The following is a 19,453-nucleotide window of genomic DNA, read 5'->3' on the forward strand; positions in this document are numbered from 1 at the left end:
AATGGATATAGGCCAGAATTACAGCCCCGTGTTTAGGTTATTTGAATGAAGATTATCATACTTGGCGCCGGCCAAGTTGGGGGCTCCCTCGCAGAAACGCTCACCAACGAAGCCAACGACATCGTTATCATCGATACCAGCGAGGCGCGACTGCGTGAGTTAAGAGATCGGATCGACATTGGTGTGGTGTCTGGCCAGGGCTCGCACCCGAGCACCTTAATACAGGCCGGCATTGAAGATGCCGAAATGCTGATCGCCGTCACCAACGACGACGAAACCAATATGATCGCCTGCCAAATTGCCCATAGCTTGTTCAATACCCCCACCAAAATTGCGCGGGTACGCGCCAGAGAATACCTAGATCACCCAGCCCTATTTCAAAACGAACGCATTCCCATCGATGTGTTGATCAGCCCAGAGCAATTGGTATCGGATTACATCTCGCGCTTAATTCACCAACCGGGCACCCTCCAAGTATTGGATTTTGCCGGCGGAGAGGCGCAGTTGGTGGCGGTACGCGCCTACTATGGCGGGCCTTTGGTGGGGCAAGAGCTGCGCTTTTTACGCCAGCACATGCCCGCCGTGGACACTCGGGTGGCGGCCATCTTCCGCCGCAACCGCGCTATCATGCCGGAGGGCTCCACGGTCATCGAAGCCGACGACGAAGTCTTTTTTATCGCCGCTAAAAGCGATATCCGCGCAGTGATGAGCGAACTGCGCAAATTGGAGCGACCCTACCGGCGCATATTGATTGCCGGTGGCGGTAACATCGGCGCCGGGCTGGCGCGCAAACTGGAACGCAATTATTCAGTTAAGGTGATTGAATACAGCCGCGAGCGCAGCCAACAATTGGCCGAGCAGCTGCGCCACACCATCGTTTTGCACGGCAGCGCCTCCGATCAAGACCTGCTGCTGCAAGAAAACATAGAAGACACCGACGTATTCCTAGCCCTCACCAACGACGACGAAGCCAATATTATGTCGTCCATGCTGGCCAAGCGCCTGGGGGCGCGCAAAGTGATGGCGTTAATTAACAACCCGGCCTACGTCGATTTGGTGCAGGGCGGTGAAATTGACATCGCCATATCGCCACAGCTCACCACCATTGGCAGCCTGCTCACCCACGTGCGGCGCGGTGATATGGTTAGCGTGCATTCCTTGCGGCGTGGTGCGGCGGAGGCCATTGAAGTCATTGCCCATGGCGACGAAAGCAACTCCAAGGTGGTGGGTAAAGCCATCGATATGGTAGACCTGCCCCAGGGCGCAACCATTGGCGCCATCGTGCGCGAGAAAGAAACCGGGCCGGAAGTTGTTATCGCCCACGACGACACTGTCATCGAATCCGGCGACCACGTAATTGTTTTCTTGGTCAACAAAAAATACACCCGTGATGTAGAAAAACTGTTCCAAGTGGGTTTCAGTTTTTTCTAACCAAAGCCTTAGGAATACGCCAGCACTACCATGCATATTAAATTGATTTTTCGCGTATTGGGGGTGCTGCTTATGTTATTCAGCCTAACCCTAATGCCACCTGTGGCGGTTTCGCTCTGGTTTAAAGATTACTCCTACCCGGCTTTTTTGTTGGCCTTTTTTATAACCTTCGCCACCGGGCTATTTTTTTGGTTGCCGTTTTACAACATTAGACAAGATCTACGCACCCGCGATGGTTTTGTCATCACCGCGTTGTTCTGGACGGTACTGGGCTTGTTCGGTGCCTTGCCGTTTTTGTTCTCCGAAAGCCCCAATCTAAGTTTTACTGATGCCGTTTTTGAATCTCTCTCGGGGCTAACCACCACCGGAGCCACCGTTATTACCGGGTTGGACCAACTACCAGAATCGATTTTGTACTATCGCCAACAACTGCAGTGGCTGGGCGGCATTGGTATTATCGTAATCGCCGTGGCCATATTGCCCATGTTGGGTGTGGGTGGAATGCAGTTGTACCGCACCGAGGCACCCGGCCCCAACAAAGATTCCAAACTCACACCGCGCATAACCGAAACCGCTAAGGCGCTGTTCTTAATTTATCTAATGTTAACCGTGGTATGCGCGCTGTGCTATTGGGCGGCTGGTATGACGCTGTTCGATGCCATCGGCCACGCCTACGCCACGGTCGCCATTGGTGGCTTTAGCACACACGATGCCAGTATCGGTTACTTTGATAGCTCGTTAATCATGGCCATTTGCATGGTGTTTATGATTTTATCGGGCATTAACTTTGCGTTGCATTTTACCTCCTGGCGAGATCGCAAGTTGCGCCAATACTGGTACGACCCAGAGTGCCGGTTTTATTTAAAGGTAATCGCCGCCACCACCGTGGTCACCGTAGGTTATTTAATTTATACCAAAACCTACCAATGGCAGGATGCTTTCTGGCAGGGTAGTTTTGAACTGGTTTCCATCTTAACCACCACCGGTTTCGGCGTTACAGATTTCACCATATGGCCGGCTTTTTTGCCGTTCTTTTTGTTTTACACCGCGTTTATGGGGGGTTGCGCAGGCTCCACCGGCGGTGGAATGAAGGTGGTGCGAGTACTGTTGGTTTGGAAGCAGGGGGTGCGAGAAATTTCCCGCTTGATCCATCCCAACGCGGTCATCGCCATCAAACTAGGTAACCGCGCTGTATCAGATCGGGTGGTAGAAGCGGTGTGGGGATTCTTCGCCGTTTACGTGATCAGCTTTGCGATTATGTTTTTGATTTTGCTCGCCACCGGCCTGGATTTTATTACTTCGTTTTCCGCCGTGGGTGCGTGTATCAATAACCTGGGCCCCGGCCTAGGCTTAGTGGCAGCCCATTACGGCGACATAGACGGCGTAGCAAAATGGGTATTGTGCTTCGCCATGTTACTGGGCCGGCTAGAGGTGTTTACCTTGTTGGTTTTATTTACACCGATGTTCTGGCGGCGATAATCTGGCAAATATCTTTCCGTCTAACTTATAGTCTAAAGAGCGATAACCCGCGAATAGTCGGCCACTAACACCCGTAAGTAAGGTAGCCCACTAGGTTTACTTGCCGTTCATTTTTATACGAACCTGTCTGAATTGCGCTGTTAATAATTGAACACCTTGTCACGTTTCTGTTACCCGATCTTAGCTAACATCTAAATGTAGATTCTCTCGTTGTTTAAATACGGAGAGATACGCATATCAAGCGTTTCTAAATGTATCAAGCCGCTATTAGCCAACGTTCAAAATCAGATTGCAGGAGTACAGAGGCGAAAAATGCGAGTTCTAATCGTAGAAGATGCTCGATCGATTGCACAAAGCATCACAGAATTTTTACAGCTTCATAATTACACCTGCGACTATGCCCACGATGGTGTTAGCGGATTGAATTTAGCTAGAGAAAACGAGTACGATATCTTTATCTTGGATATCTCCCTGCCGCACATGAGTGGTTTAGAACTGTGCACGCGGCTACAGGATATCGTGGTGAATAACCCAGGTATTATGTTTTTAACCGCGCGGGACACCTTAGACGATAAACTCGTTGGCTTTTCCAAAGGCTGCGACGATTATCTGGTTAAGCCGTTTAGTCTAGATGAGCTGAAGGCGCGAATAGATGCTATTTATGAGCGCACACATCATGCTCGCAGTAAAGTTTTGTCTATTGATACTTTGACCGTAAATCTTGAAACTCGTGAGGTTAAACGCGAGGGGCAAGATATTGTTTTGACAAAAAACTGCTATAAAATTCTGACAGTTTTATTAAAAAATTCGCCGGCCGTGGTCTCGAGAGACACATTAACTCATGAACTGTGGGCTGATAATTTCCCGGACAGTGACTCGTTAAAGAGCCACATCTATCGGTTGCGTCAAGAAATCGATAAACCTTTTGCTAAACCGCTAATCCATACGATACAAGGCGAAGGGTTTAGGATTGCAGTTCTATTATGAAGCTGGTTAAGAGCCTTAGGTTTCGTATTATTGCCGGGTATTTATTCTTCACGGCAGTGACCACCCTCTTCTACAGTTTCGGCGTATTAACTGTTTTAAGAATTGGCGATGACGAGCTGTTCAATTGGCACATAGCAAAAGTGGCTGAGCGAGAATGGTCTTTGTTGCACGAACTAAGTCCGGCACCACGACAGCTATATATCAAGAACAACCCGCAGTTTGTTATTGGTGACAATCAAGCTATGCTGAAAAAATTGTATCTTGTAGGTGATCAAAGCCAGCCGCTGGTTGGCTCTTTGATGGATAATGTTCGGCACGTTTCCCAACGTAGCGGCGGTTGGTTGGAAATTATAGAGTTGGAAGTGGGTGAGTCCAACTATCATATTGTTAAGATTCCCATGGATCTTAACCAGCCCAAACAGGTTCCGTTTTTTTACTACATTGTCGATATAACCGGTTACAGTAAACTAGATGTCTGGGCATTTCAGGGTGCCTTCGCGGGATTGTTGTTATTGGTTATTTTGTCCTTGACCATATCGATGATTGTCGGGCGGTTGATAGCTAATAAAGTAATGTCGCCGTTAACGCAACTTATGGACGACGTTGACAATACGTCTGTTGGCAAGAATATGAGCAGCTATTTCCCAGATGAAGTGGGTGTGCTTGCTAAAAAAATTGACGATATGACCAGTCGTATATTTGGGTTTATCGAACGAGAAAAAGCATTTTCACGTGACGTCAGTCATGAGTTGAGGACTCCCATCACCAGTAGCCAAGTGGCCTTAGAGCTGGCCATGCGCCTAACAGAATCCAGCGACGACAACGTGAGAAAAGCGCTTTTAAGAATTCAAGAAGCCAATCGCGATATGACGCACCTCATTGAAACCTTTATGTTAATTGGCCGAGAAAATCTGAAGATTGAAGTAGACGGTAAAACCGACCTCGAATCTGTTGTTAGTAGTTCCATAAAAAAAAATCTTTATTTGATTTCTGATAAAGAAATATCCGTCGCGAATCACGTCGAAGCTAATGTCGTATTACCACAGCCCAGGCAACTATTAGAAGTGGTGATCGATAATGTTTTGCGCAATTCTTTCCAATATACCGATCATGGTAATGTGACCATACGAGGTGATCATCGTTACATTAGTGTTGCGGACACGGGCATCGGCTTCGATCAAGCCGCACTGGATCGCCTAATGCAGCCCTATGAAACGTTTCACGGTCAAGGTGTGGGTTTAGGGCTAAACATCATCAAACGAATTTGCAACCTGACTGGTTGGCAATTACAAATAAGGAGTCAGCAAAGTATTGGTAGTTTATTAATGGTTAGCTTTGAAGGCGATGCCGATCCGGTATTTCCCGCGGGTTAATAGCTAACCATACTCGTGATTAAATGTTGTAGACGGTAAGGTGGTTTCTTCATGTTAAGACTGAATAGTGTCTTAAATTCCGTTTTGACCTTGTTGTAGTTCTTTTCTCTAAGTTTGACACTGTACAACTAAATTCAACAGCGCCATTTTACCGTTCTGTCACATATAGAGTTTTAGTCTGTATTTCCTCAAGTGTAAATTAACTTAGTAGGATACTACGCTATGAAGCGCTCTATCTTGATTCTCCCGGGGATGTTTGTCTGTATTTCTCAATTCGCATACTCACTGACGCTCGTAGAAGCGCAATCCATCATTGATGGGCACTCAAATGGTGGCGTTGCGACAGGGATCAGAACCTTTGGTGGTGGCGAAACACAGGTCCATGAAATTGAATATGTACTTGATAAGAAAGAGTATGAAATTCACGTCGATAACCAGGGCCAATTAATTGACCACTATTACGGTCCGCGATTGCCCGTGACTATGAGTTTGGCGGTTAATGTATCTGACCAAATTTACGCCGATCAAGACGTAGACCCAACAGCTATTCCGGTAATTATAGGTGATTGGGGGCGCTTTTGGTTTCGCGGTTTAAATCATGGCTTTTATGCCTATCGAAACAGGCTGGTATCTATTTCCCCGATGATTAAATTGAATTTTGATCGCGGCTATGAAGCCAGCGAGGCCAATAGCGGCTCGACTCTGTACGACGATTTTGACGATACCACGTTTAATGTCACCGCCGGGGCTCAAATTCTTTTTAACCTAAGAGCTACACAACTCGAAATCAATTTAGTAACCGATGTGTTAAACGAACATAACGGTAATATCGCTGAGATCGCTTTATCGGCGCCGCTGATGATTGGTGGGGTTTTGATCAAGCCAGAAGTCAGATTTAGCTATAACGATTCGGATGTGAATCAATATTACTTTGGTGTGAATCAGCGATTTTCCAACACACAACGTCCGGTGTACTTTGCTGATTCCGGCGTCAATGCGGAAGTTGGCGTAATAGGGATGTGGAATTTCTTACCAGACTGGCAGATTTTAGGAAAAGTCGGTTATCGACGTTATGACGATTCGATTGAAGACAGCCCATTGATTGATGAGGCAGACGAGTACAGCGTGTTCTTCGGTCTCGGCTACGTTTTTTAATCACGGTTTTTGATTGGGCTTGGTAGTACGTTGTCTAATGGCGTTACAGGCTAAGCTCGGCCTAATTTGTTGAAAATTTTGCGCATCATTATGAAAGCACTGACTGCTTATTCTGGTTTCATATCGTGTCCATCCATGGGTGATCTTGGTAAGTGCTATGGTTGCGTCATTCTGGTAGTTACCTGTTTTCTATCGGGTTGTTTAAACAAATCTCCGGTGAGTTCCCCTGCGTCGGACACTCAAGAGTCCCCGCTGTATGAAGTGCGAGTACAACCCTTATCTCGGGCGCAATATACCAACACGGTTTCTTCCTATGCAGAGATACAAGCGCATCAAACCAGTCAATTAAACCCGTTAGTTTCTGCCCGCGTTGAATGGATCAGTGAAAAGTTTGAAGTAGGCCAATTTGTCTCTCAAGATGAGCCTCTAGTAAGGGTAGATACAACAGATTTTGAGTTTGCATTAGCCCAAGCCCAGCAGCAAGTTCAACAGGCGCACGTTGAATTGGCAGAGCAGCGCGCCTTGCAAAAACGTGCTCAAGCCGATTGGCGCACTGTTAATAAGTCTGGTCAACCAACGGGATTGGCCGCCCGTGGCCCCTACGTAAAGGCCACTCAGGCGAAGCTCGACGCAGCAGAAAAAAACGTTACCAAAGCCGAACGTGACCTGGCAGCAACTGAAATTAAATCACCCTACGGTGGGTGGATTACACAGCGTAACGTGAGTTTGGGGGATCGAATATCGCCGCAGGATGCGGTGGCTCAGTTGATTTCGGCCGATAAGGTTATTGTTCGTATCCCTGTGACAGTGGCGCAATTGTCAACGATAGAACATGCTGGTGGTTTGTCTGAAACCCAGGTTTTGCTGCAGCGCTCAGAACCCGCTGGCGAGAAGTGGCAACTGCAGGGCTTGTCGTTGCGACCAGTTACTGAAACCGAAACCCGTAATCTTATGTTGCAAGCCATTATGGTACGCCAGGATGACAGTAAAACGGCACTGCCTTTTCCTGGCGAAGTGCTGGAAGCACAGATACAGACACAAGAATCTGGTGAGTACTTCGCCATTCCGGAATCCGCCATTAATGAACGGGGTGAGGTGTTTTTATTTGACCAGGGGGTGGTCCGTGCTGTGGCCATTGATGCGTCTTTTCGGACACAAGGTAAGGTTGTTGCTGGCGTTGGACAGTTTGAGGATATCAATTTAATCGTCAATAACACTCAGCGAATTTGGGACGGCATGCCAGTTAAATCCAGGGTATTAGATCCATGAACAAAAGCTCCGGGATTGTCGCCTTTTTTTGTCGACATGCCATTGCCAGTAAAACTCTTATGCTGGGGTTTATATTAGGTGGTCTTTTGGGGGCTCTGGCCTTGCGGCAAGAAGTGTTTCCGCCGTTTGCACCTGCTCGGGTCGATATAACCATCCCGGTCCGTGGCGGGTCTGCTGCTGAAATCGAGCAGCTTATCTTACTCAGTATTGAGCAAGCGATCAGTGAGATACCCGAGGTTAGTCGTATTACCGCGAGGGCGTATTCTAATTATGCCCGTATACAAATTGAATTGGCTGAAGGCGAAGACCCAGATGCGATGTTGACGGTGATTAAGTCCCGTGTTGATGGCATAGCCAGCTTTCCCGATTACATGGAAGAACCGCTATATTCTATACCGCAGACAACGGGCCCTTTGCTGCGGGTTGAAATCAGTTCTGATATAGATCCTTTGGTCTTGTATCAGCAAGCGGTAACGCTTCGTCGTGAGCTCAGTTTGTTGTCTGCTGTCAGTGCTGTTGAGATCGATCAAGCGCCTGAATTGGAAGTAGCAGTATTATTAAAGCCCCTGGTACAACAACGCTATAACCTTGATTTTGTTCAAGTGGCCGAGGCAATTCGCGGTCAATCGACGCGTTTAAATGCCGGTTCCATCGAGTCTGATAATGGCCGAATTTTGGTTCGTGGTGGTAATTGGTCGGTAGTTGCTCAAGATTTTTTAAAAATACCCATTAAAACTCTCGCCACTGGAGAACAGATTCTGCTAGATGAAATTGCGGAAGTCGTTATTCAGCCAACCCGGCAGTACAACTTCCCCACTTTAAACGGTGCCCCTAGTTTTACGCTGGAAGTTAGGCGCAACGTATACATTCCTTTACAAAAAGCCAGTGATCAGGTGCATCAATTTATCGAGCGAACCCAAACCAAATATGGTGATAATGTTAAGTTGTCCATTTGGATGGATGACTCTAAGGAATTTAAATCGCGTGTGGGATTATTGATTAAAAACGGCATGCTCGGGTTTATTATTATTTGTTTTTTTATGGCGCTGTTTGTCAATTTGCGAGTCGCTTTTTGGACAGCGGTGGGAGTACCGATATCGATGCTGGGAGCCTTGGGTATATTGTATTTTAGTGGCTTGGATATCAGTTTAAACGCCATTACTTTGTTTGGATTTTTAACGGCTATTGGTTTAATAGTCGACGATGCCATCGTTATTGGGGAAAGTATTCACGATTGTACCCAACGCTTAGGTCAGACCTTAGATAATGTGGTTGATGGTGCTCAACGCGTGGCTTTCCCAACCACCTTTGGGGCGTTGACCTCCATTGCTGCTTTCTTTCCTTTGACGTTAACCGACGGAAAAATGGGCAGCCAGATGGCGGGTATTGGGCTGATTGTTATTTTGTGTTTGGTTGCATCAATCATTGAATCAAAACTAATTTTACCTCGTCACCTTAATGGACGCAGTCGCTTAGACCAGCAGGGTGGTTTTCTAAGTGGATTACAGAATCGTAATAATCGCCGATTGGCGCAGTTCAGCCACGGACCCTATCGCAAAGGGTTAACTTACGCACTTAATCATCCTTGGTGGGTGATTGCCGGGGCAGTAGTTTGTTTGGCAATAAGTGTGATTTTGTTGGGCAGTCGCGTGATTCCGTTAGTGACGTTACCGAACTTAGCAGACTATGAAATAGAGGGAGAGTTTGATCTTGATCCCAATTTAACGCGAGATCAACGGCAATGGGTCATGAACCGCGTGGAAGCGTCATTGCTTTCGACCAACCGAGTCATAGAACAAAAGTACCCGGATATGCTTCGCATGCTGGCCAACTACGCCATCCGTGCGGATACCACGCAATTGTTTGTCGATATCGAATTGGATATAACACAGACTTTGCCGCTCGATGCCCATCAGGTGGCGGCTATTTGGAGGACTCAGCTACCAAATTTACCTGAGATATTGGCGACGAATATAGCCACAGGCCCCAATGGCGATGAGCAGATTGAAATTCAATTATCCGGCGAAGATTTAACGCAGTTGCACCAGGTAGCGCAGTTGGTGAAGTCTCACTTGCAGGGTATTAACGGTGTAGTCGATGTGCGCGATAGCCAGATGAGTCAATCGCAAGACGTGATCGTTAAATTAAATAAACTAGGATGGACGCTGGGGCTGACTGAAATGGGGTTGCTGAATCAAGTGCGCAATCACGTTTACGGCTTTGAAGCCCAGCGGGTGCAGGTGGGTGAAGAAGAACGTCGTGTTATGTTGCGAAGTTCGGCGTCGTACTTGTCTTCTATCGATGAGCTGCACGAATTGCCCATTGTATTGTCCAGTGGCGAAGCGATTTCGTTGCGGCAGGTTGCTGACATCGAGTACTCCATGTCAGACAGTTTCATTCAGCGGGTTGATGGCCAACGTACGGTGGTAGTGTACGCCAATACATTGGACGGCGTCAGCGCAGAAAGCGTGGCAGAAAGCGTGGTAGAAGAGCAGTTGCCCAAGATGATCGCGGCGTTTCCGGGGGTGTCTTATGGATTAGAAGGGGCTGCCAAAGAAGCCAATAAATCCGTACAAAGCTTAACGTATGGTGGCGTATTTGCTGGCTTTTTCATGTTGGTGCTGTTGGCCATACCCCTTCGTTCCTACCGTCTCACCTTTGTCATTTTGGGAATTTTACCCATGTCGTTTGTCGGCGCCGTTGTTGGCCATTTAATTGTACCGGTGGAGTTCAGTTTAATATCCATGTTTGGTGTGATTGCCTTGATGGGGGTTATGGTGAACAACGGCCTGTTATTGGTTGATGCTTACTTAGCGGAAGTGGCTCGTGGCGTACCAAAACGGGAGGCACTTATAAAGGGGTGCATTAGCCGTTTGCGACCGATTATGTTGACCGCGGTAACTACATTTGCTGGCTTGATGCCGTTGTTATGGGAAACTAACCCCGAAGCCTTGTGGTTAATTCCGATAGCAGTGTCCCTTGGAATTGGAATTCTGGTGGCTACTGTTCTAACACTTGTGTTACTTCCGTCAGTTTTGATGCTGGTTCCGTTACACCCGCTGCACAACCGGCAAAGCGAGTCAGAAGAGATAACCCGAGATAGTACAATACCGTCGCCAACGTCGGGTTATGTTCAACGAAGGGCATCCTAAGGTTGAGCACATAGTAGAGTGCGAGTGAGAATGCTTTTACTGAGCCAAATTCAGCCTGTCGAGATACGCCGGTTTGCCGTTCCCAGTGATGCTTCTTGTATTCGCTAAGCCTAATTAAACATGCCAGTTCCTAGTAGCTAGCGGATGACTCTTACGGTGAGTGCCGCTGCTAATCATCCCTCTTAGCAGTGTTCCTTGGCGGCCAAGCTCAACAAAAACAAAATCGCCGCACACAACACAATAGATGGCCCGGCCGGGCTGTCCCAGAAGTAACTGGCGGTTAGGCCACCGATCACCGAAGTCATTCCCAATAGGCTGGCAAAAATGGCCATTTGTTCTGGGGTTTTACTCAGCTTGCGGCTGGTGGCGGCGGGGATAATTAATAGCGCGGTAATCAGCAACACACCCACCACTTTCATAGCAATGGCAATCACTAAGGCCATTAACAACATCAGGCTGGCGCGCACCCAAAACACCGGCACATTCTCAACATGGGCTAAATCTTCGTCCACCGTTATGGCCAGCATAGGCCGCCATAGGGCGACAATAACCAGCAACACCAAAACACTGATAGCGCCAATGGTGATGGCGTCCACCCATTCCACTGCCAATAAATCACCGAATAGATAAGCCGTGATATCCAGACGGTAGTCTGATTGAGTCGCGGCGATTACCAAGCCGAGGGCCAGGGTGGCGTGGGACAAAATTCCCAGCAGAGTATCGGTGGCTAAAAAGCGTTTTTGCTGCGCCATAACCAGCAACAAGGCCAAAATTAAGCAGCCACAGGTAACGGCAATATTGATATTGATATCAAACAACCAGCCAAAACTCACACCCAATAAAGCGGAGTGGGCCAAGGTATCTCCAAAATAGGCCATGCGCCGCCACACCACAAAGCAACCCAGCGGGCCGGCAACCATGGCTACTGCCAGGCCGGCAAACAGCGCAAGTACAATAAATTCAGGTATCACGAGGGCATTCAGTCGCTTAAAAACAAGTTAAGGATCACAGCATTCACCGCTGCCATGGCGGTGTTGGTGATCGTGATGGTGGGTGTACATGGCCACGCCAGTGTCTTGCTCGCGGCCGAACAGCTCCAAAAAGGCCGGGTCGGCGCTGACGTTTTCAGGGTGGCCTTGGCAACAGATATGGTGGTTTAGGCAAATAACGGTATCGGTTTGCGCCATTACCAGGTGCAAATCGTGGGAGATCATCAGCACGCCACAATGAAGCTCATCGCGCAGTTGGCCAATTAAGCCATACAACTGCGATTGGCCGGCGATATCCACGCCTTGAACGGGTTCATCCAAAACCAGAATATCCGGCTTGCGTAAAATAGCTCGGGCTAACATCACCCGCTGCAGCTCACCACCGGACAGCTTACTCATGGCTTGTTGGCGTAGGTCGGCCACGCCGACCCTGGCTAATGCGCGGGCGATATCGTCTTTGCCGCTGCGGGTGAGGGCCAAAAACCGATACACAGTGAGTGGCATGGTGGCATCGATAAACAACTTTTGTGGCATATAGCCTACAACAGCGCCGGGTTTGCGGGTGATCACACCGGAATCCGCCGCCTGCAAATTGAGCAATATCTTCACCAGCGTGGTCTTACCCGCGCCATTGGGGCCAATAAGCGTTAGTATCTCGCCTGCGCTCAAGCTCAGATGAACATCGCTGAGAATTGCTTTGCCATCTCGCGTAAAATGAACGTTGCTTGCGGCCAACAATTGAGTCAAAGGGTTCCCCAGGGGTTTAAATCATCACTGCGGGCGATAGGACTCCCGCGGCCGCTATTAGACCATTGTATTGAAAGTGGGTAAATGAAGAACCAAACAAACCCCAACCCGGCAGGGCTCTGCCTGTTATTGATCAGCGCGCTGATGCTGCTGGCAGCCCCCGTGCGGGCCACCACGGTGGTGGCCAGTATTCAACCGGTGTATCTGCTGGCCCGAGAAGTTCTGGCACCCCAGGTGCAAGTGCAGCGCCTACTGCCGCCTGGTGTTACGCCCCATGGCTTTCAAATGGCGGTTTCCCAGCGGCGAATGCTAGAACAAGCCGATGTGATCGTTTGGGTTGGGCCCCAGTTAGAGACCTTTCTCACCTCGGTGCTGCGCAACAAAGACAACCTGGCCTTGGCCAGCGTGCCCGCGTTGCAATGGCCTGCCAGAGGCAGTGACCACAGCCACAACAACAGTCAAAAGAACAGTCACAACGGGCAGGACCCGCATATCTGGCTGAGCCCGGCCAATGCCTTGGTGATGGCCCAGGCAATTGTGGAGGCCGTTGGCCGGTTAGAGCCAAGCTTGCAACCCGCGTTGGCTACCAACTTGGCCCGGTTTACCCAGCAGTTACAAGCACAGCAACGGCAGTGGCAACAGAGCTTGCAGGCGGTGAGCGCACAACCCTGGTTGCTGTACCACGATGCCGCGCAACACTTTGAGCAGTTCTTTAACCTGCGCCAATACCAAACAGTAACGCGCACCCCAGAATCCAAACCCGGTGCCCGGTACCTACATCAATTGCGCCAGCAAATCACCCCCGGGCAGTGCCTGCTGGTGGAGGCATATTACCCCACCAAACAAGCCGATAAACTGGCCCAAGAATTTAATTTGCGGGCCACGCCCTACGACCCGCTCGGTACCCAAGCCAACAGTTACCTTGAATTAATCTCTGCCATGGTGCGCCAAGTAGAACACTGCCTAGCACCCGGTTTAGCCACGAACAACAACAGCAATTAAAAACAATATGAGTAAAAAAGCCCCCCTAGTACTGGTTGATGGTTCCTCTTATTTATACCGCGCATTCCATGCCATGCCGCGTTTAACCAGCACCAAAGGCCAAGAAACCGGCGCAGTGCGTGGTGTAATCAGCATGCTGCGCCGTATGGAAAAAGACTTCCCCGACAGCCCCGTAGCGGTTATTTTTGATGCTAAAGGCAAAACCTTCCGCGATGAGATCTATGCCGAATACAAAGCCAATCGGCCACCCATGCCGGATGAGCTGCGCAGCCAAATAGAACCCATCCACAGCATTATCAAAGCCATGGGCGTGCCGCTGATTATCATCGATGGAGTGGAAGCCGATGATGTTATCGGTACGCTGGCAGGGCAAGCCATAGAGCAGGGCATCGAGGTAGTGGTATCTACCGGCGATAAAGACATGGCGCAATTGGTGAATAGCCACGTCACCCTCGTAAACACCATGAACGACACCACCATGGACCCGCAAGGCGTACAAGATAAATTCGGCATACCGCCGGAGCTAATTATCGACTTCCTAGCGCTGATGGGTGACAAGGTGGATAACATCCCCGGCGTTCCAGGTGTGGGCGAAAAAACCGCTCTAGGGTTGCTACAAGGCCTGGGCAGTTTAGATACCATCTACGACAACCTCGATAAAATCAAAGGTCTGAGCTTTCGCGGCGCTAAAACCATGGCCAAAAAACTCGAAGACAACAAAGACAACGCCTATTTGTCCTACGAGCTGGCCACCATTAAAACCGATGTTGCCCTAGAGGTTGGGCTGTCTGATATCAAGCACCCCGAGCCCGACCAAGCGCAATTGCTTGAGTTATTCAAAGAGTACGAATTCAAATCTTGGGTTAGCGAACTAGAAAAAGCCAGCGACGGGCCGGTGGCTGAGGCGGAGCCCGAGATCGAAAAAGATTACCAAATTATATTGGATGCCGAAGCGTTAGACACATGGCTAGAAAAGCTCACGGCGGCGGAGTTGTTCGCCTTTGATACCGAAACCACCAGCCTAAATTACATGCAGGCAGAGATCGTGGGTGTATCGTTTGCGGTGCAAGTCGGGGAGGCCGCCTACGTACCCTGCGGCCACGACTACCTAGGCGCACCGGCGCAAATCAGCCGCGATGAACTACTGCAAAAGCTAAAGCCACTTTTAGAAGACCCCAGCGTTAAAAAAGTTGGCCAAAACTTAAAGTACGATCGCAACGTACTGCGTAACTACGACATTACCTTGCAGGGTATCGAGTACGACACCATGTTGGAATCCTACGTGCTCAATTCCGTTGCAACGCGCCACGACATGGACAGCCTAGCGGAATTTTACCTCAACAAAAAAACCATTCATTTTGAAGACATAGCCGGCAAAGGCGTCAAGCAACTCACATTTAATCAAATTGAGTTAGACAAAGCCGGCCCCTACGCCGCAGAAGATGCCGACATTACCCTGCAGCTGCACAACACGCTGTGGCCCAAATTAAGCGCAGAAAGCTCCCTACAAAGCGTGGTGGAAACCATCGAAGTGCCGCTGGTATCCGTGTTGTCGGATATAGAACGCACCGGTGCCCTGGTGGACGTTAGTCAGTTAAATAAGCAAAGCGACGAAATCGCTAAGCGCCTCGGCGAAATAGAGCAAGAAGCCTATGGCTTGGCCGGCGAAGAATTTAATTTGGCTTCGCCCAAACAATTGGGCCAAATACTGTTTGAAAAACTCGAAATCCCAGCGCTGAAAAAAACCAAAACCGGCACGCCATCCACCGCAGAAGATGTATTGCAAGAGTTGGCGTTGGACTACCCGTTGCCCAAGGTGATTTTAGAGTATCGTGGTTTGGCGAAATTAAAATCCACCTACACTGATAAACTGCCGCTGATGGTGGATGCCGCATCCGGTCGTATCCACACCTCTTATCATCAAGCCGTGGCCGCCACCGGGCGATTATCGTCGTCCGATCCCAACCTACAAAATATTCCCATCCGCACCAGCGAAGGCCGTCGCATTCGCAAGGCGTTTATTGCCCCCAAAGGCTACAAGGTGGTGGCTGCGGATTATTCCCAAATAGAATTGCGAATAATGGCGCACCTATCCGGTGACCAAGGTTTACTGTCTGCGTTTCAAAATGATTTGGACGTGCACAAAGCCACCGCTGCGGAAGTGTTTGGTGTAGAGGTGGATAACGTCAGCTCGGACCAGCGGCGCAGCGCTAAAGCCATTAACTTTGGGTTAATTTACGGTATGTCCGCGTTTGGCCTATCGCGCCAGCTCAATATTGCACGTGGTGACGCTCAAGGTTACATCGATAAATATTTTGAGCGTTACCCCGGCGTAGCCGAATTTATGGACGAGATCCGGGCCAGCGCTGCCGAAAAGGGTTACGTAGAAACGTTGATGGGGCGCAGGCTCTATTTACCAGAAATTAACTCTAAAAATGGCATGCGTCGCCAGGCTGCGGAGCGCACGGCCATTAACGCACCCATGCAAGGCAGTGCCGCGGATATTATTAAAACAGCAATGATTCAAGTACACAGCTGGCTCGCTGATAGCGAGCTAGACGCTCGTATCATTATGCAAGTACACGATGAATTGGTGTTAGAAGTGGAAGCATCGGTAGTAGACGGCGTGAAACAGAAGCTGTGTGATTTGATGTCACAGGCGTTGGACTTGCGTGTGCCTTTATTGGTGGAGGCCGGTGTAGGGGACAGCTGGGACGAGGCGCACTAGCGCCTCTTTCTGCCTAGCGTGATAAATAAAGTGTGGTATATAACAGTGGTTATAACAACAGCAGTGGACTAGGCCATATAGAATTTGAGTAGAGTGCGCCGTGCTTGTACGATAATTTTTCGCGTGGCGTAGGCTTTGGCAAAGGTCGCTTTGCCGCCGGCGAGCCCATAGAGCGCACCCAGCGCTGCAGAAGAAAGCAGTACCTTGGGTTTCTCTGCTTGGTGGCTGCACCAAGCACCCATGTTACGAGCAGCCGATACATTTTCAATGAGGCTCTCGTAAGCATCTAATTCATCTTTGCGGCATTGTTTTTTTTGAGCAAGGTAATGATTCAACATGTTCAAGTCTCACATACGTGCGCAGTCTATTTGATCAGTGCGCTAGGACTCAGATAATACGATCTTTATTAACCGCTCGGTCTTAGGGATGCCGATAGAATCGATAAACCCTTTGAGCGCGTACACCAAGCCGAAAATAATCATCAGCTGGGCGACTATCAATGTAAGTATTGTGGCCGCAAGACTCCAGCCTGCGGAGGTAACCAGCAACACACCCACCAGCGCTAAAATGCCTAACCACGCTGACAAAACCATCATCCCTACTAGGGAAGAGGTGATCAGAACTAAAGTAATACTGATCTTAGACAGGTTTAATTCGGCGACTAGTAGTCGCCATAGGCTACTGACGCTGTGGGCACTGGCCGAGCCAAATTTGCCGGCTAAGGCAGCTCCGGCAGCGAAGTCTTCGGTACGGACTCCGCCGGGTGCCGGTGCGATATTCTCTCGCGCACCGAAGGGCTGCTGTGTGCTCTGTGTCGTGTGTTGCACGGTTCTTTCTCTACACTTGCTCTAGGGCTGTAACTGATTACTTACGTTTGCCCAATAGAGCGGCTACTAAAGCGCCGGCAGTAAATGCGGCGCCAATGGTTAGCACTGGGTTGCGGCGCGCGAAGTCTTTCGACTGCTCAAGGCCATCATTAAATTTTTGCTTGGCCTCATCAGACTTTTCTTTGACGTAAGCCGAGGTATCTTCGCTGCCAGTGCGCAGGCGCTGCTCCATTTGCTCGAGCTTCGGGCTTGCTTGGTCGATGGCGTTATGGGCTGCCGCAGCAACGCGCTCAGCAACGGTGTGGTTGGTAGGTTCTGTAATGGTGTTTGCTTTACTCATGGTGAAACTCCTGGTGTGCCTATTTTGTTGCGCATAATTGCGTTGGAGGAAACGGCTTGGCTGTTTCCGATTGTAATATTACTAACGCAAAAGGCTTGCCAAAAAATGAAATCCCGTAATTACGGGCGTTCTAGCGGACCACTCAGCACAAAAATTCATTTGTCAGGAAGCTTTTACACACGGTAGATTGTGTTTTTGAACAAGTTACAAATAATATTTTTATTAACGTTTTAAAGAAGAGATTTTTTATGACAACAATTTTATATGGGTCCACCACATCGCCCTACGTGCGCAGAATTCGTTTGTTGTTAGAAGACAGCGACTATCAGTTTGAACCGGTCAATGTGTATGAACAAACCGCGCGGCAAGCGTTCTCCGATATTTCGCCCATTCGCAAATTGCCGGTGTTAAAAATAGACGACAACGTGATCTACGATTCCGGTGTCATCTCACAGTACTGGTTAATGCAAGCAGGCGCAGACCCGCTCACGGTACAACAACACAATCTGATCAGCGCGGTGGATGCAGCTACGGATTCACTTATCATCATTATGCAGAGTAAAAACTCCGGATTGACTGTGGACGAATCCAAGCTGTTCTACGACCTGCAAATTGGTCGAGTGGAGGCCTGTTTTGATTGGTTGGAGACGCAGGCGGAGCAGGGCGCATTTGCCCAGTGGGATTACCCCACTATCGCACTGTTAACGCTAGTTGGCTGGGTGGAGTTTCGACAGCTCAGGGATCTTTCAGTATACCCGGCAATTGAGGCAGCTTTGGCGCCGTTTGCCAATCGCCCCAGTGTGCTGGCCACCGTACCTCAGGCCTAGCGCAGCGCGAGCAGAGGCGTCGCCCGGCTGTGGTTTGGTGTCTAGCCGCGCGGACTGGGGTTGGCGCCTAGTGTAAAGTTTACGTAAAGGTGAAAAAAATTTCGACTTGGAGTGAACAAACTCCAATAAGGGCAGTCAGAGTATACGAGCCTAGGTTATGGTGGTGACATAGGCTCAAAGCTTCTGCCGACTACTCTTACAAGTCAGTCGGCGAGCTCTCCCTAAAGTGTGTGTTGTGCCCCGGCCACGATTGTGGTTGGGGCTTTCTTTTTTTTGGCCTTTGTGATGGCTCTAGTCTCACACACCCGCAGTACCATACCCTGCTCGCAGTCTTCGCGCCAGCCTAATTAAGTAAAATCTTGTTATTCCGGTTCGCTCATTGGTTCACAGGCCAGTGTTGGCGGCTCTGGCTGTAGCCATTGGTTAAGCGTGGTAGCCAGTTGCTCTACTCCGGATTTTTTAAGCGAAGAAAACAGCTGAACTGATACCAAATCGTCGATGTTTGCCTCTTTTAGTTGCTTTTGTACGGCAAATTGCGTGGATTTGGCAGGGCCTTTCTTAAGTTTATCGGCCTTAGTTAGCAGTATTTGCACCGCCATCTCCCGTTCAACGGCCCAGTTCAACATCATGGTATCGAACTCTTTCATGGGTTGGCGAATATCCATCAGTAGAACCAAACCAACCAGGCTCTGCCGCTCGTACAAGTACTCCGAGAGGTTCTTGTCCCACTCTTTTTTGGTGGCCAGCGGCACCTTGGCAAAGCCATAGCCGGGTAAATCCACCAAATACAGTGGCTCGTCGCCGAGTTGGAAATAGTTGATCAGCTGCGTGCGACCGGGGGTCTTACTGGTTCGCGCCAGTTTGCCGTTGCCGGTTAAACAATTGATAGCGCTGGATTTGCCGGCGTTGGAACGCCCCGCAAAGGCAACTTCCCGGCCCACTTCTGGAGGGCAGGTGGCGAGGGTTGGTGCGCTTTGAAAAAAGGCGGCTTTACGAAAGTCGAGTTTTGACATAGGTCGATTGCAGGGCAAGTCCTTAGAAAAATTAGTGTCTATATGAGCGCATCGTATATAATATTGCGCCCTAACGCCGGATTGTACGGGCGATAGTTCAATAGCAAAACCACCAATTACGAACTACCGCCGAT

Annotated in this window: 16 protein-coding genes; 10 read left to right on the forward strand and 6 right to left on the reverse strand. The window is 49.3% G+C overall.

Translation table 11 applies throughout. The features are described 5' to 3' along the window. Positions 1 to 45 precede the first annotated feature (45 nt). The 7 genes from trkA (at position 46) to ACGHM3_RS00295 (ending at position 10,846) form a co-directional block, all read left to right on the forward strand. Complete coding sequence (gene trkA, locus ACGHM3_RS00265; protein WP_345427201.1) at positions 46 to 1,431, forward strand: Trk system potassium transporter TrkA; 1,386 nt, start codon at positions 46 to 48, stop codon at positions 1,429 to 1,431. Between the two features lie 30 nt (positions 1,432 to 1,461). After that, complete coding sequence (locus tag ACGHM3_RS00270; RefSeq protein ID WP_345427203.1) at positions 1,462 to 2,910, forward strand: TrkH family potassium uptake protein; 1,449 nt, start codon at positions 1,462 to 1,464, stop codon at positions 2,908 to 2,910. A 312-nt stretch (positions 2,911 to 3,222) separates the two neighbouring features. Next, a complete protein-coding gene (locus tag ACGHM3_RS00275; protein ID WP_345427205.1) occupies positions 3,223 to 3,897 on the forward strand; it encodes a response regulator transcription factor in 675 nt (224 codons plus the stop codon). Then, the gene (locus ACGHM3_RS00280; protein WP_345427207.1) at positions 3,894 to 5,270 is read left to right on the forward strand and encodes a HAMP domain-containing sensor histidine kinase; all 1,377 of its coding nucleotides are present in this window, start codon (positions 3,894 to 3,896) and stop codon (positions 5,268 to 5,270) included. The genes ACGHM3_RS00275 and ACGHM3_RS00280 overlap by 4 nt, the downstream gene beginning before the upstream one ends. Positions 5,271 to 5,492: 222 nt before the next feature. Further along, a complete protein-coding gene (locus ACGHM3_RS00285; protein WP_345427209.1) occupies positions 5,493 to 6,425 on the forward strand; it encodes a MipA/OmpV family protein in 933 nt (310 codons plus the stop codon). Between the two features lie 216 nt (positions 6,426 to 6,641). Continuing rightward, positions 6,642 to 7,694: an efflux RND transporter periplasmic adaptor subunit gene (locus tag ACGHM3_RS00290; protein WP_345427211.1), complete on the forward strand. Its 1,053-nt coding sequence runs from the start codon at positions 6,642 to 6,644 to the stop codon at positions 7,692 to 7,694. Further along, positions 7,691 to 10,846 carry an efflux RND transporter permease subunit gene (locus ACGHM3_RS00295; protein ID WP_345427213.1) on the forward strand — a complete coding sequence of 1,052 codons (3,156 nt, stop codon included), beginning with the start codon at positions 7,691 to 7,693 and terminating at the stop codon, positions 10,844 to 10,846. The genes ACGHM3_RS00290 and ACGHM3_RS00295 overlap by 4 nt, the downstream gene beginning before the upstream one ends. 182 nt (positions 10,847 to 11,028) lie before the next feature. On the opposite strand, the gene znuB is transcribed toward ACGHM3_RS00295, so the two are convergent. Together znuB and znuC are read right to left on the reverse strand one after the other, a co-directional pair. After that, complete coding sequence (znuB, locus tag ACGHM3_RS00300; RefSeq protein WP_345427214.1) at positions 11,029 to 11,817, reverse strand: zinc ABC transporter permease subunit ZnuB; 789 nt, start codon at positions 11,815 to 11,817, stop codon at positions 11,029 to 11,031. A gap of 27 nt (positions 11,818 to 11,844) precedes the next feature. Beyond that, complete coding sequence (gene znuC / locus ACGHM3_RS00305) at positions 11,845 to 12,582, reverse strand: zinc ABC transporter ATP-binding protein ZnuC (protein ID WP_345427216.1); 738 nt, start codon at positions 12,580 to 12,582, stop codon at positions 11,845 to 11,847. An 84-nt stretch (positions 12,583 to 12,666) separates the two neighbouring features. Between znuC and ACGHM3_RS00310 the strand changes: the two genes are divergently transcribed. Together ACGHM3_RS00310 and polA are read left to right on the forward strand one after the other, a co-directional pair. Then, positions 12,667 to 13,584, forward strand: coding sequence for a metal ABC transporter solute-binding protein, Zn/Mn family (locus tag ACGHM3_RS00310; RefSeq protein ID WP_345427218.1), 918 nt, complete (start codon positions 12,667 to 12,669; stop codon positions 13,582 to 13,584). Between the two features lie 7 nt (positions 13,585 to 13,591). Beyond that, positions 13,592 to 16,312 (forward strand): DNA polymerase I, encoded by a 2,721-nt coding sequence (gene polA, locus ACGHM3_RS00315; protein WP_345427220.1) that lies wholly within the window; start codon positions 13,592 to 13,594, stop codon positions 16,310 to 16,312. 68 nt (positions 16,313 to 16,380) lie between these two features. On the opposite strand, the gene ACGHM3_RS00320 is transcribed toward polA, so the two are convergent. Genes ACGHM3_RS00320 through ACGHM3_RS00330 form a run of 3 tightly spaced genes read right to left on the reverse strand, consistent with a single transcriptional unit; the run spans position 16,381 to position 17,479 of the window. Then, a complete protein-coding gene (locus ACGHM3_RS00320; protein ID WP_345427222.1) occupies positions 16,381 to 16,650 on the reverse strand; it encodes a hypothetical protein in 270 nt (89 codons plus the stop codon). Positions 16,651 to 16,692: 42 nt separating this feature from the next. Next, positions 16,693 to 17,139, reverse strand: coding sequence for a hypothetical protein (locus ACGHM3_RS00325; RefSeq protein WP_345427224.1), 447 nt, complete (start codon positions 17,137 to 17,139; stop codon positions 16,693 to 16,695). 37 nt (positions 17,140 to 17,176) lie between these two features. Beyond that, a complete protein-coding gene (locus ACGHM3_RS00330; RefSeq protein ID WP_345427226.1) occupies positions 17,177 to 17,479 on the reverse strand; it encodes a hypothetical protein in 303 nt (100 codons plus the stop codon). 248 nt (positions 17,480 to 17,727) lie between these two features. Between ACGHM3_RS00330 and ACGHM3_RS00335 the strand changes: the two genes are divergently transcribed. Continuing rightward, positions 17,728 to 18,306 carry a glutathione S-transferase family protein gene (locus ACGHM3_RS00335; RefSeq protein ID WP_345427228.1) on the forward strand — a complete coding sequence of 193 codons (579 nt, stop codon included), beginning with the start codon at positions 17,728 to 17,730 and terminating at the stop codon, positions 18,304 to 18,306. Positions 18,307 to 18,668: 362 nt separating this feature from the next. Here the strand turns inward: ACGHM3_RS00335 and yihA are convergent, their stop codons facing one another. Then, positions 18,669 to 19,319 carry a ribosome biogenesis GTP-binding protein YihA/YsxC gene (gene yihA / locus ACGHM3_RS00340; protein ID WP_345427230.1) on the reverse strand — a complete coding sequence of 217 codons (651 nt, stop codon included), beginning with the start codon at positions 19,317 to 19,319 and terminating at the stop codon, positions 18,669 to 18,671. Between the last annotated feature and the right edge of the window lie 134 nt (positions 19,320 to 19,453).

Origin of the sequence: Halioxenophilus aromaticivorans (genome assembly GCF_042850945.1) — a bacterium.
Taxonomy (GTDB): domain Bacteria; phylum Pseudomonadota; class Gammaproteobacteria; order Pseudomonadales; family Cellvibrionaceae; genus Halioxenophilus; species Halioxenophilus aromaticivorans.